This is a genomic window from Halomonas sp. (assembly GCF_014859505.1).
GTDB lineage: Bacteria > Pseudomonadota > Gammaproteobacteria > Pseudomonadales > Halomonadaceae > Halomonas.
This window is the reverse complement of record NZ_JACUUD010000091.1, coordinates 1-12,352: the sequence shown is the minus strand read 5'-3', so window position 1 is coordinate 12,352 and position 12,352 is coordinate 1. Positions and strand designations below refer to the sequence as shown.

14 protein-coding genes and 1 tRNA gene are annotated in these 12,352 nt (G+C 69.8%); 13 read left to right on the top strand and 2 right to left on the bottom strand.

Annotated features, from left to right (window positions below):
* Together IBX53_RS11860 and IBX53_RS11855 are read right to left on the bottom strand one after the other, a co-directional pair.
* Positions 1-74, bottom strand: a tRNA-Gly gene (locus IBX53_RS11860).
* 374 nt (positions 75-448) lie between these two features.
* On the bottom strand, positions 449-865 hold the full coding sequence (locus tag IBX53_RS11855) for a CBS domain-containing protein (RefSeq protein ID WP_290909458.1): 417 nt from the start codon (positions 863-865) through the stop codon (positions 449-451).
* Positions 866-1,041: 176 nt separating this feature from the next.
* Between IBX53_RS11855 and IBX53_RS11850 the strand changes: the two genes are divergently transcribed.
* The 13 genes from IBX53_RS11850 to IBX53_RS11790 form a co-directional block, all read left to right on the top strand.
* Positions 1,042-1,557 (top strand): YqaE/Pmp3 family membrane protein, encoded by a 516-nt coding sequence (locus tag IBX53_RS11850; protein WP_290909456.1) that lies wholly within the window; start codon positions 1,042-1,044, stop codon positions 1,555-1,557.
* An 83-nt stretch (positions 1,558-1,640) separates the two neighbouring features.
* Positions 1,641-2,510, top strand: coding sequence for a carboxylate/amino acid/amine transporter (locus tag IBX53_RS11845; RefSeq protein WP_290909454.1), 870 nt, complete (start codon positions 1,641-1,643; stop codon positions 2,508-2,510).
* A gap of 77 nt (positions 2,511-2,587) precedes the next feature.
* The gene (locus IBX53_RS11840) at positions 2,588-3,508 is read left to right on the top strand and encodes an NAD(+) kinase (protein WP_290909452.1); all 921 of its coding nucleotides are present in this window, start codon (positions 2,588-2,590) and stop codon (positions 3,506-3,508) included.
* Between the two features lie 19 nt (positions 3,509-3,527).
* Entirely contained in the window at positions 3,528-4,514 is a 987-nt protein-coding gene (locus tag IBX53_RS11835) for a metallophosphoesterase (protein ID WP_290909459.1), read from the top strand.
* A gap of 182 nt (positions 4,515-4,696) precedes the next feature.
* Positions 4,697-5,554: a rhomboid family intramembrane serine protease gene (locus tag IBX53_RS11830; RefSeq protein ID WP_290909450.1), complete on the top strand. Its 858-nt coding sequence runs from the start codon at positions 4,697-4,699 to the stop codon at positions 5,552-5,554.
* Positions 5,555-5,597: 43 nt separating this feature from the next.
* Positions 5,598-5,882, top strand: a complete 285-nt coding sequence (locus IBX53_RS11825; RefSeq protein WP_290909448.1) for a DUF1315 family protein — start codon at positions 5,598-5,600, stop codon at positions 5,880-5,882.
* On the top strand, positions 5,866-6,726 hold the full coding sequence (locus tag IBX53_RS11820; protein ID WP_290909446.1) for a DUF2797 domain-containing protein: 861 nt from the start codon (positions 5,866-5,868) through the stop codon (positions 6,724-6,726). Before IBX53_RS11825 ends, IBX53_RS11820 begins: the two co-directional genes overlap by 17 nt.
* 61 nt (positions 6,727-6,787) lie before the next feature.
* Positions 6,788-7,786, top strand: coding sequence for a zinc-dependent alcohol dehydrogenase family protein (locus IBX53_RS11815; protein ID WP_290909443.1), 999 nt, complete (start codon positions 6,788-6,790; stop codon positions 7,784-7,786).
* A gap of 61 nt (positions 7,787-7,847) precedes the next feature.
* The gene (gene cobT / locus IBX53_RS11810; RefSeq protein WP_290909441.1) at positions 7,848-8,915 is read left to right on the top strand and encodes a nicotinate-nucleotide--dimethylbenzimidazole phosphoribosyltransferase; all 1,068 of its coding nucleotides are present in this window, start codon (positions 7,848-7,850) and stop codon (positions 8,913-8,915) included.
* Entirely contained in the window at positions 8,908-9,897 is a 990-nt protein-coding gene (cbiB, locus tag IBX53_RS11805) for an adenosylcobinamide-phosphate synthase CbiB (protein ID WP_290909439.1), read from the top strand. Before cobT ends, cbiB begins: the two co-directional genes overlap by 8 nt.
* Positions 9,894-11,060, top strand: a complete 1,167-nt coding sequence (gene cobD / locus IBX53_RS11800; RefSeq protein WP_290909437.1) for a threonine-phosphate decarboxylase CobD — start codon at positions 9,894-9,896, stop codon at positions 11,058-11,060. The genes cbiB and cobD overlap by 4 nt, the downstream gene beginning before the upstream one ends.
* The gene (locus tag IBX53_RS11795; RefSeq protein WP_290909435.1) at positions 11,057-11,614 is read left to right on the top strand and encodes a bifunctional adenosylcobinamide kinase/adenosylcobinamide-phosphate guanylyltransferase; all 558 of its coding nucleotides are present in this window, start codon (positions 11,057-11,059) and stop codon (positions 11,612-11,614) included. Before cobD ends, IBX53_RS11795 begins: the two co-directional genes overlap by 4 nt.
* Positions 11,611-12,352: adenosylcobinamide-GDP ribazoletransferase (locus tag IBX53_RS11790; RefSeq protein WP_290909433.1), on the top strand; the 742-nt coding region annotated here is incomplete at its 3' end. The genes IBX53_RS11795 and IBX53_RS11790, both read left to right, overlap by 4 nt.

Sequence of the window (12,352 nt, the reverse complement as noted above, 5' to 3'; positions counted from 1 at the left end):
TGGAGCGGGTGAAGGGAATCGAACCCTCGTCTTAAGCTTGGGAAGCTTCTGCTCTACCATTGAGCTACACCCGCTGGGCGGAATCGATAGTAAAACCAACCGCTTAGCCTTGCAAGCCGCGTCGTGGTCTTTTTCGCTATTTTGATGCAAGTTGCTGTTTTTGCAACGTGTTGCCCGGTGGTCCAAGGCGACGGATGCGGGGCGAGGCCGACCCCGGCAAGAAATTTTTGGCCCTTCCCGAACTTTTTCTCGCAGCACTGTCTGAGTTGGTACAGGCAACAGCGCGATAGCAGTCGCTAACACTGTTGTCCTGACTCGCAGATTCGATCGATGCTTGGCCGCTTCCCCACGGAGGCGGCCTTCTTTTTGGGCCCAGGCCCGGTACGGAACCAGACGACAGCGCGCCTCGCCAGATGGCTGGCGAGGCGCGCTGGAAGTCACAGGCGGGTCAGTGGTTATGCTTCATGCGCATGCTCAGGATGGCGTTGAGCACATCTCGGCGAGTCACGATACCCACCAGGCGCTCCTGTTCCACCACCGGATAGACCTTGGGCTTGTTGCGCAGCATCTCCTGGGCCAGGTCGGTGATGCTCTTGTTGGGCGTGACGGTGAGCACCTCGTTACGCATCAATTCACGAACCAGCGGCGGCTCCTCGTTGAGGTAGGTGCTCTCCAGCACCTTGCCGAGCACGTCCTGTTCCGAGATAAACCCGATCAGGTGATCGCGTTCGTCGACTACAGGAACGCCGGGCAGCCGATGCAGCGACAATCCTTCGGCCAGGGTCGACACCGAGGTCTTGGCGGTGACCCGGTAGCAGTCACGAGACATGATCTCGCGAACGGTGGTGGGGGCCTTGTTAGGCATGGCAGATCTCCTTGTGCCGGTTCATCATCAGCCCGGTTCGCCTACAGCATAGCCGACCCGCAGCGGGTGCCTAACCTGTCAGAGGTTAAACCATCAACGCTGTGTGGACAGCGCCGGAACCCCGCCGGCGGCTCAGTCTCCAAGTAAGACTATCCACAGACGACATAGGAGTTGCCATGGATGCCCGCGAATACCTGGCCAGGAAGGGCCTGGAAGGCGATCGCGATGCAGAGCGACCCACCACACTCGAGGAGAAGGCCTGGGCACGGGCCCGCGAGGCCGGTGACCATCGGCCTCGGGCCGGCACGCCCCACGACTGGGAGGACTGGGAGCATCACCATGATGCCCTGGCCGACGGCGCCGAGACGCTGCAGCAGAAGATCAACCGCGAGGCGCACCGCCGACTGCTGGAGCACCCCACCCCCGGAAGCGCTGAAGCGCATCCGGATCGCAGCAGTATCGCGCTTGCCCGCGACGCTGGCGGTGATGGTTCGGTGCCGCCTGCCTCGAGGGTAGCGCCATTGGAGCCCCGGACGGCGCTGTTGGCGCTGGGCGTACTCGTGCCGCCGCTGGCGGTGGGGCTGGACCGCCAGCCATCCGGGCGAATCTGGCTCTGCCTGCTGCTGACGCTGCTGGGCTGGGTGCCGGGGATGATCTACGCCCTGCGCCTGGTGACTCGCCGCGCTCGCTGAGTTCGACTCGCACGGGTGGGGGTTGGCAGGAACCGCGGCAGGGGTATAATCGCTGTCAACCTTCTTTCTTGATGGAGTTGACCGTGGGCTATCTCCTCGGCGTTACCGTGCTGTGGGCTTTCTCGTTCTCGCTGATCGGCGTCTACCTGGCCGGCCAGGTAGACAGCTACTTTGCCGTGGCGATGCGGGTGGTGCTGGCGGCCCTGGTCTTCCTGCCCTTCCTGCGCCCGGGGCTGCTGCGTGGCCGCCAGCGCCTGACGCTGATGGGGTTAGGTGCGGTGCAACTGGGGCTGATGTACATCTTCTTTTACCAGTCCTTCCTGCTGCTCTCGGTGCCCGAGGTGCTGCTCTTCACCATCTTCACACCGCTCTATATCACCCTGCTCGACGACGCCCTGTTCGGCCGCTTCACCCCCTTCTACCTGCTCACCGCGGCGCTGGCCGTGCTGGGGGCCGGGGTGATTCGCTACGATGGCCTCGACAGCGGCTTCCTGCTCGGCTTCCTGGTGGTGCAGGGGGCCAACCTCTGCTTCGCCCTGGGCCAGGTGGGCTATCGGCGCCTCTCCGCGGAGCTCCCCGACTCGCTGCCGCGCCACAGCGTCTTCGCCTGGTTCTACCTGGGCGCGCTGGTCGTCGCCCTGCCGGCCTTCGCCCTGCTGGGCAACGCCAGCGCCCTGCCCACCACCGGCGTGCAGTGGGGCGTGCTGCTGTGGCTGGGGCTGGTGGCCTCCGGGGTGGGCTACTTCCTGTGGAACCTGGGTGCCACCCGGGTCGATGCCGGGGCCCTGGCGATCATGAACAACGCACTGATTCCCGCGGGCCTGGTGGTCAACCTGGTGATCTGGAACCGCGACGCGGACCTCGTTCGCCTGGCGCTGGGCGGGGCGATCATCGCCGGTTCGCTGTGGCTCAACGAGCGCTGGCTCAAGCGCCGCGCGCCGCGGTCCGCCTGAGGCCCTCCGGCCGAGGCCGTTTGCCGGGGCGCAGGCCAGTGCCCATAATGGGCCGCTGCGATGCGAGAGGCCCGTGCATGCCATCCAAACAGAGTTCTCCCCAGGGACGCGACGAGCAGGCGTCCTTTCGTACTATCGGCCTGATTGGCCGCCTGGGCAGTCCCAAGGTGGTCGATACCCTGAAGCGCCTGATCCGCTTCCTGGAGAAGCGCGGCCACCATGTGATCATCGAGGACCGCACCGCCACCGTGCTGCTCGACCACGGCCACGCCGAGGCGAGCCGGCGCACCATGGGCCAGCTCTGCGACCTGGTGATCGTGGTGGGTGGCGACGGCAGCCTGCTCGGAGCGGCGCGTACCCTTTGCCACAGCGGTACCCTGGTGCTGGGCGTCAACCGTGGCCGGCTGGGCTTCCTGACCGATATCTCGCCCGACGAGCTCGAGACCCGCGTGGGTGAGGTGCTTGATGGCGAGTATGAGGTGGAGGAGCGTTTCCTGCTGGATGCCGAGCTCTACCGCGATGGCACCCTGGTGGGCAGCGGCGATGCTCTGAACGAGGTGGTGCTGCACCCCGGCAAGGCGGTGCGCATGATCGAGTTCGAGCTGTTCATCGACGGCCAGTTCGTCTATAGCCAGCGCAGTGACGGGCTGATCATCGCCACGCCCACCGGCTCCACCGCCTATGCGCTCTCCGGTGGCGGCCCCATCATGCATCCGAAGCTCGACGTGGTGACCCTGGTACCGATGTTCCCCCACACCCTCTCCAGCCGGCCCATCGTCATCGATGCCGCCAGCGAGATCCGCATCCACATCGGCGAGACCAACCAGACCTACCCGCATATCAGCTGTGACGGCCAGACCCGCGCCGTGGCCAAGCCCGACGACGTGCTGGTGATTCGCCGCAAGCCGCAGTGCGTCCAGCTGGTGCATCCGCTCGGCCACAACTTCTTCGAGGTCCTGCGCAGCAAGCTGGGCTGGAGCAATCGCCTGGGAGACTGATGTGACAACGCAGGCGAAGATCGAGGGCTACGACCTGATCGGCGACGTGCACGGCTGCGGCGCCACTCTGGCGGCCCTGCTCGAGAAGCTGGGCTATCACCAGCGCGGCGGCGTCTATCGCCATCCGCGGCGCCGGGTGATCTTCCTGGGCGACCTGATCGACCGCGGGCCGCGTATCCGCCTGGCGGTGAAGATCGCCCGGCGCATGGTGGAGGAGGGCGAGGCCCGGATCGTCATGGGCAACCATGAATACAATGCGCTGGCCTACTGCCAGCGCGCGCCAAAGGGGCTGGGGCGCGAATGGCTGCGTGAGCACACTCCCCGCAACAATCGCATCATCAGGGAGACTCTGGAGCAGTACCGCGACCACCCCCAGGAGTGGGAGGAGGCGCTGGCCTGGTTCATGGAGATCCCGCTGTTTCTGGAAGAGGGCGGCCTGCGCGTGGTGCACGCCTGCTGGGATCAGCCGCTGATCGATGACCTGCGCAGCCGCCATCCGGATGCCTGCATGGACGAGGCCTTCCTGATCGAGTCCACGGCGCCGGGGACGCGCGCCTTCGAGATCCTCGACCGCCTGACCCGCGGCACCCAGATGCCGCTGCCGCTGGGGGTCGAGATCCATTCCGGTGACGGCTTCAGGCGACGCAGCTTTCGCACCCACTTCTGGGCACAGTCTCCCGAGACCTGGGGCGATGTGGTGTTCCAGCCCGACAACCTGCCGGGTGATCTCGAGCTCAGGCCGCTGTCAGACGAGGAGCGCGCTCGCCTCGCCCACTACGGGCCCGATGAGCCGCCGCTGTTCATCGGCCACTACTGGTGCGAGGGCATCCCGGCCCTGCCGGCGCCCAACGTGGCCTGCCTGGACTACAGCGCGGTGAAGTTCGGCCGCCTGGTGGCCTATCGCTGGAGCGGCGAGCGTGAACTGGATGCCGACCACTTCGTCTGGCTGCGGGTCCCGCGGGAGGAGCAGGTTCGCCCGCGACCCTGGGAGATCACCTTCGAATGAACCAAGCGGTTGATACAAAAAATTACATCTTTTTTTCCGCGACGCCGTGAACTCTCCGCGTCGCCCGCCCTCAGAGTAGGTGTTCCCTTGAATGATCCCTTGCTCTTGTCCGGCGGCCCCCTCCGCCGGACTTTTTCTTTGTGCGCGTTGGACACCCCCGTTTCCCCGCTTCAGGAGGCGCCATGTACCGGGTGATGCAGCTGCCCCCCGACCTCGATGCCCGTGAGCTGCGCCGTGCGCTCTGGGCTCACCGGATCGGCCATCGGATCACCGAGGACGCCGAGGGCCAGACCCTGTGGCTCGCCGACCCCCGCCAGCAGGAGGAGCTGCAGCGCCTGCTGGTCCTCTGGCAGCGCGGCGAACCGCTGATGCCAAAGGGACGTGCCTCGCCCCTGTCCTCGCTGCCCACTGCCTCCCTGCTGACGCCGCTGCGCCTGGCGCCGGTCACCGCCGTGACCCTGGCGCTCTGCCTGGTGGTGTTCGCGGCCATGGCGGTCTTCGGTGATCGCGTGATCGCGGCGCTGGCCATCGTGCCCCTGGGCGTCGTCAATGGCAGCCTGGCGGTCGGCAGCCTGGTCGAGGCGATGCTGGCCGGGCAGGTGTGGCGCCCGCTGTCGCCGGCCTTCCTGCACTTCGGCTGGATGCACCTGATCTTCAACATGCTGTGGCTGTGGTACTTCGGCCGCCAGGTGGAGGCGCTGCAGGGCAGCGGGCGCATGCTGCTCATCGTGCTGGCCGCCGGCATCGGCGCCAACCTGGCCCAGTACGCCGCCGGCACGGTGCTGTTCGGCGGCATGTCCGGGGTCGACTTCGCGCTGCTCGGCTACGTCTGGCTGATGTCGCGGCGGGCGCCCCGCAGTGGCTTCTTCGTGCCCCAGATGCTGGTGGTCTTCATGCTCGGCTGGATGATCTTCACCATGACCGACATGGCCGGCGCCGTGGGCTTCGGCAACGTGGCCAACGAGGCCCACCTGGGCGGGCTGGTCGTGGGCCTGGCGCTGGGCTGGTACTATTCCGGGCGAGCGCGCCGGAAGCGCTGACCTCGCCGTCACCGCATTGCGTATGTACATAGAGAGACGAACCATGAGCGACATGACCTTCGAGCGCATGATCCAGCAGATGACCCCGGCCATCTACCAGAGCCTCAAGCAGGCGGTGGAGCTGCGCAAGTGGCCGGACGGCCGCCTGCTGACCCGCGAGCAGACCGAGCTCTGCCTGGAGGCGGTGATGCGCTACGAGCACGAGAACAACGTGCCCGAGGAGCAGCGGGTGGGCTACCTGCAGCAGCGCACCTGCGGCGGCGCCAGCAGCGGTGCCGGCGTGGACCCCGCCCTGGCGGGCCTGGCCAAGGATGCGGGCCGTGGCTGAGTCGATCGCCGCGGCAGCCGAGGTACAGGGCTGCCTGACCAAGATGGCCATCGCGCCGGGGCAGGGGGGGCAACCCGCCCGCTACACCCTGCGCACCGGCGAGCAGCGTCTCGATCTCAACGAGCGCCTGGGGCGGCCGCTGACACTGGCCTGGACCGGCGCCATCGCCTGCACCCACTGCGGCCGGGCGACGAAGAAGAGCTTCGCCCAGGGTTACTGCTACCCCTGCTTCAAGAAGCTCGCCCAGTGCGATACCTGCATCATGAAGCCAGAGACCTGCCACTTCTTCGCAGGCACCTGCCGCGAGCCGGAGTGGGCCGAGCGTCACTGCTTCCAGCCCCATATCGTCTATCTGGCCAATGCCTCGGGCCTCAAGGTCGGCATCACCCGCGGCACCCAGGTGCCGACCCGCTGGCTCGACCAGGGCGCCGTGCAGGCGCTGCCGATGTTCCAGGTGGACACCCGCCAGCAGTCGGGCTTCGTCGAGACGCTGTTCAAGGAAGAGGTCTCCGACCGGACCAACTGGCGCGCCATGCTCAAGGGCGACACCGTCGAGATGGACCTGCCCGCAGAGCGCGACCGCCTGCTGGCGCGCCTGGAGAGCGGCCTGGCCAACCTTCGCGAACGCTTCGGCCAAGACGCCATTCGCCTGCTCGACGAGCCGCCGGTGAGCCTCGACTACCCGGTGCTCGAATACCCCACCAAGGTGGTTTCCCACAACCTCGACAAGACCCCGGAGATCGGCGGCACCCTGCTCGGCCTCAAGGGTCAGTACCTGATCCTCGACTCCGGCGTGATCAACCTGCGCAAGTACACCGGGTACGAGGTCAGGGTCGCCGCCTGAGCTATCCTGTTGGCATTCGGGCCTCCCCGGTGGAGCCCCGAGCGTCGACAGGAGATTCCCGATGACAGAGACCATGCGCGCCATGCGCCTGCACGCCCCTGGGAAGCCACTGGAGTGGGACGAAATGGCGCGACCGCAACCCGGTCCCGGAGAGGTCCAGCTGCGCGTGCTGGCTTGCGGGGTCTGCCGTACCGACCTGCACGTGGTGGATGGCGAGCTGTCCGAGCCGCGCCTGCCCCTGGTGCCCGGCCACGAGATTGTCGGCGAGGTCACCGCCCTGGGGGAGGGCGTGACCGGTATCACGCCGGGCCAGCGGGTGGGCGTGCCCTGGCTGGGCTGGACCTGCGGCGAGTGCGAGCCCTGCCGCCGCGGCGAGGAGAACCTCTGCGAGCGCGCCGAGTTCACCGGCTACACCCGCGACGGCGGCTACGCGGAGTACTGCGTGGCCGATGCCCGCTACTGTTTCCCCGTGCAGGGTGACGATGCCCAGGCCACCGCGCCGCTGCTCTGTGCGGGGCTGATCGGCTACCGCACCTGGCGCCTGGCGGGCGGCGAGGCGCCCCGGCGGCTCGGCATCTACGGCTTCGGCGCCGCCGCCCATATCCTGATCCAACTGGCGCTGGCCCGCGGCCAGCGGGTCTATGCCTTCACCCGCCCCGGCGACGTCGAGGCCCAGGCCTTCGCCCGGCGGCTCGGCGCCACCTGGGCCGGCGGCAGCGACGAGACGCCCCCCGAGGCGCTGGACGCCGCCCTGCTGTTCGCCCCGGTGGGTGAGCTGATTCCCACGGCGCTCGCCCATGTGCGCCCCGGCGGGGTGGTGGTCTCCGGCGGCATCCATATGTCCGATATCCCGAGCTTCCCTTACCGGCTGCTCTGGGAGGAGCGCTCGGTGAGGTCGGTGGCCAACCTCACCCGCCGCGACGGCGAGGAGTTCCTGGCCCTGGCGCCCGAGGTGCCGATCCGCACCGAGACCCGCGCCTATCCGCTGGCAGAGGCCAACCGGGCCCTCGACGACCTGCGAGCGGGGCGCCTCTCCGGGGCCGCGGTGTTGATTCCCTGAGGGCGCGGGCGCTCTGGTAAGATGGGCGCCCGAATCAGGATGCCCCTGCCAGGAGTGGCCCATGAGCGTGATCCCCGACCCTCTCCCCCAGCTCGACAGCGTCGCCGCCGAGCGTGCCGTTCACCGCCTCGACCGCCTGACCAAGCCCCCGGGCAGCCTCGGTCGCCTGGAGCGACTGGCCGTGGCGCTGGCGGCGATCCAGGGGGAGAGGCTGCCGCAGGTCTCGCCCCCCGCCATGCTGGTCTTCGCCGCCGATCACGGGGTCGCGGCCGAGGGGGTCTCGGCCTTTCCCCAGGCCGTGACCGCGCAGATGGTGGCCAATTTCACCGCGGGTGGCGCGGCCATCAACGTCTTCGCCCGCCAGCACGGGGCCCGACTCGAGGTCATCGACGTCGGCGTGGCCACGCCCCTGCCCGATGGCGCGGCCGACCACCCGCTGCTGGTGAACGAGAGGGTCCGCCTCGGCACGGCCAATATGCTCGAGGCCGACGCCATGAGCCGCGACGAGGCACGGCAGGCCATGGCGGCGGGGTCGCGCGCCGCCGAGCGTGCCGCCGCGGCGGGCTGCCGAAGCCTGATCGTCGGCGAGATGGGCATCGCCAATACCACCGCCAGCAGCGCCCTGCTGGCGGCGTTGACCGGCAAGCCGGTCGCCGGGCTGGTGGGACCGGGCACCGGCATCGATGACGAACGACTCGCCCACAAGCGGGCGGTGATCGAGCGTGCCCTGGCGGCGCGGCAACCCGACCCGGCCGACCCCCTGGGGGCGCTGGCCGCAGTGGGCGGACTGGAAATCGCCGCCATGGCCGGCGCCCTGCTGGCCGGCGCGAACAACCGGCTGCCGCTGATCGTCGACGGCTTTATCGCCACGGTGGCGGCCCTCTTGGCCTGTCGGCTCCAGCCGAGCCTGCGTAATTTCCTGATCTTCGGCCATCGCTCCCGGGAGCCCGGCCACGAGCTGGCGCTTCAGGCCCTCGATGCCCGCCCGCTGCTCGACTTCGAGCTGCGCCTGGGAGAGGGCACGGGGGCGGCACTTGCCTTCCCGCTGCTCGATTCGGCCTGCCGCCTGCTGGCGGAGATGGCCACCTTCGATGACGCCGGGATCGACGCGACGAGTGTCGATGGCTGAACCGCTCTCCCCGGCACTGCTGGTTCTGGTGCTGGCCGCCGTGGCGCTGGACCTCGCCATCGGCGACCCGCGATGCCTGCCGCACCCGGTGGTGGGCATGGGGGCGGTGATCGCCCGGCTGGAGCGGGCCTGGAACCGTGGCGCCCCGCGGGCCCGGAGGATCAAGGGAGCGCTGATGACGGCCCTGGTGGTGATGGGCACCTGGCTGCTGGCCTGGGCCGCCATCGCGCTGCTGGCGCGGCTTCACCCCTGGCTGGGCTGGCTGGCGGAGTGGTGGCTGCTGGCCAGCAGCCTGGCTATTCGCGGCCTGCGCGACGCCGCCCTGGCGGTGGCCGCACCGCTGGCCCGGGGCGACCTGCCTGCCGCGCGCCGGGCGCTCTCGATGATCGTCGGCCGTGACACCGCCGAGCTGGCGGAGCCCGAGCTCGCCCGCGGGGCGGTGGAGACCGTGGCCGAGAACACCGTGGACGGCATCACCGCGCCGCTCTTCTTCGCGCTGCTGGGAGGCGCGCCCCTGGCGCTGGCCTACAAGGCGGTCAATACCCTCGACTCCATGGTGGGCTACCGCAGCGAGCGCTATCTTCACTTCGGCCGGGCCTCGGCGCGGCTGGATGACGCCGCCAACTGGCTGCCGGCACGGCTGACGGCCGTGACCCTGTGGCTGGGCGCCTTCTGCCTGGCGCGGTGGGAGCGCGGTCTGCGGATACGGGGAGCGTTGGCCGCGACCCGCCGCGAGGCGCCGCGCCACCCGAGCCCCAACAGCGGCTGGCCCGAGGCGATGGTGGCCAACCTGCTGGGCGTCCAGCTCGGCGGTACCAATCACTACCGCGGCGAGGTCTCCGAGCGGGCTCGGCTCGGCGTGCCCCATGAGCCGCTGGGCGCCGCCCATATTCCGGCGGCGATTCGCCTGATGCACGGCGGCTGGCTGGGCTTTCTGGCCCTGCTGGCGGCGGTGGTCCTGCTGGGGGAGGCGCTGTCATGAGTCCCGAGGGCTTCGGCATGACGTCGGATGACTGGCCCCTGCACGGCGGGCAGCCGGGTCCGCTGCTGGCCCGCTTCGGGCTCGCGGAGGACATGCCGCTGCTGGACGCCAGCGCCAACCTCAACCCCTTGGGGCCGCCGGCCTGGCTGGCCGGCTGGCTGGCGCAGCGCCTGCAGGGCGGGGCCAGCGCAGTGGCCCGCTACCCCGACCCCGACTACCGCGAGGCGCGTGAGGCCATCGCCGCCCATGAGGGGGTGGCCCCGGAGCAGGTGCTGCTGACCAACGGCGGCGCCGAGGCGATCTTCCTGGCGGCCTCCCTCCAGGCCCGGGAGCAGCCGGGAGCGCCGGCCGCCATCGTGGGACCCACCTTCGCCGAGTATGCCCGGGGCTGCTCGGCCCATGGCCTGTCGACAAGGACCCTCTCCCTGGCGCCGCCCGACTTCCGCCTGGATCCCGAGGCCCTGGTCGCCGACCTCGGCGCGGCGCGCCTGCTGCTGCTGTGCCGGCCCAACAACCCCACCGGCACCCTGGTGCCACGGGCCGCGGTCGAGCGGCTGCTTGAGCTGACCGCCGCCAAGGGCTGCCGGGTGGTGGTGGACGAGGCTTTCGTGGACTTCATCGGGGACGCGCGCGAGGCGCTGACCCCGCTGCTCGCCGCCCACTCGCACCTGCTGCTGCTGCGCTCGCTGACGAAGGTGTATACCCTGCCCGGGCTGCGCCTGGGCTACCTGCTGGCGGATTCCGAGACGGTGCAGCGGGCCGCCGCTGGCCAGCCCGCCTGGAGCGTCAACGGCCTGGCCGCGGCGCTGGTGGCGCCGCTGCTGGCGGATCGCGGCTTCGCCAGGCGCACCGAGGCCTGGCTCGCCGCCGAGCGGCCGCGGCTGGCGGCGGGGCTTCGTGCACTTGGCCTCGAGGTGGTGCCGAGCCGGGCCAACTTCTTCCTGGTGCGCCACCCGGCGGGGCAGGAGGCGACCCGCGCGCTGCTGCCGGCGCTGCTGCGCCGCGGCGTGCTGGTGCGTCATACCGAATCCTTCGCGGGGCTCGACGGCGGCTGGCTCCGCCTGGCCCTGGGCGACGCCGCGGCCAACGATCGCCTGCTGGCGGCTCTGGGTCATGTCCTGCAGCAGCGAAAGCCCGAACCCAAGAAGGGGCGCGTCCGATGATCGCCTTCGTCAGCGGCGGCGCCCGCTCCGGCAAGAGCCGCCACGCCGAGGCGCTGGCCTGCGCGCTGCACGCCGCGCGCGGTGGGCAGCGCTGGTACCTGGCCACGGCGCGGGCCTCGGATGACGAGATGACCGCGCGCATCGCACGCCACCGCCGCGAGCGCGATGACGGTTGGCACACCCTGGAGGCGCCCCTGGCCCTGGAGGCCGCCCTGGCCGAGGTGGGGGAGGGCGACAGCGTGCTGCTCGACTGCCTGACCCTGTGGGCGAGCCAGTGGCTCTATGCTGGCGGCGGCAGCGAGGCCGAGGGCGAGGCGCTGCTGGCCCGGCTGATCGAGACGGCCCGGGGGCGCGATATTGCGCTGGTGGTGGTCTCCAACGACCTCAACGAGGACCTGCCCCCCACGGACGCCGAGACCTGGCGCTACCTGGCCTTTCTGCAGCGGCTGCACGGCCGGCTGGCCCGGGAGGCCGACCGGGTGGTGGAGGTGGTGGCCGGGTTGCCCATCGACTGGAAGCCCGCCGGAGAGCTCGACGAGGAGACCCTGGAATGAGAGACGCCCTGTTTGGGCTCGTGCTGGCCCTGCAGTTCCTGACCCGGATTCCCCTGCCCATGGCCTGCCCCTGGCATGCCGGCACCTGTCGCTGGGCGCTGCGCAGCTACCCCCTGGTGGGCCTGCTGATCGGTGCCGCCCTGGCGGGTCTGGCCGGCCTGGGAGAGGGGCTGCCCACCCCGCTGCTGGCGCTGGCGCTGCTCAGCCTGTGGGTGGCCCTCACTGGCGGCCTGCACCTGGATGGCGTCATGGACCTGGCCGATGCCCTGGGCAGCAACGCCCCGCTCGAGAAGCGCTGGGCGATCATGAAGGACAGCCAGGTGGGCAGCTTCGCGATCCTTGCCCTGGTGTTCCTGCTGGCCTGGAAGGGCATGTTGATCTGGGCGTTGCTCGAGGCCGGGGCGAGCCCCTGGCTGTGGGTGGCGTTGCCGGCGCTCGCGCGTTTCGGGGCGCTCGCCCTGCTGCGCCTGGCGCCCCTGGCGCGGCGCGAGGGGCTGGCCTGGACCTGGCGGCAGCATCTGACTCGGCGCGACCTGGCGCTTGCGCTGCTGCCGCTGCTGGTCGTCTTCGGCTTTCTGCCCGGTGGCGTCTGGCTGCTCGGCGCTCTGTGCCTCTTTCTATTTGTCTACGGCCTGGCCATGGTCCGGGCCTTCACCGGCATCAACGGCGATATCGTCGGTGCCGCCATCGAGGGAGGAGAACTATGGCTGCTGCTCAGCGCCTGGAGCTGGTGGTGGT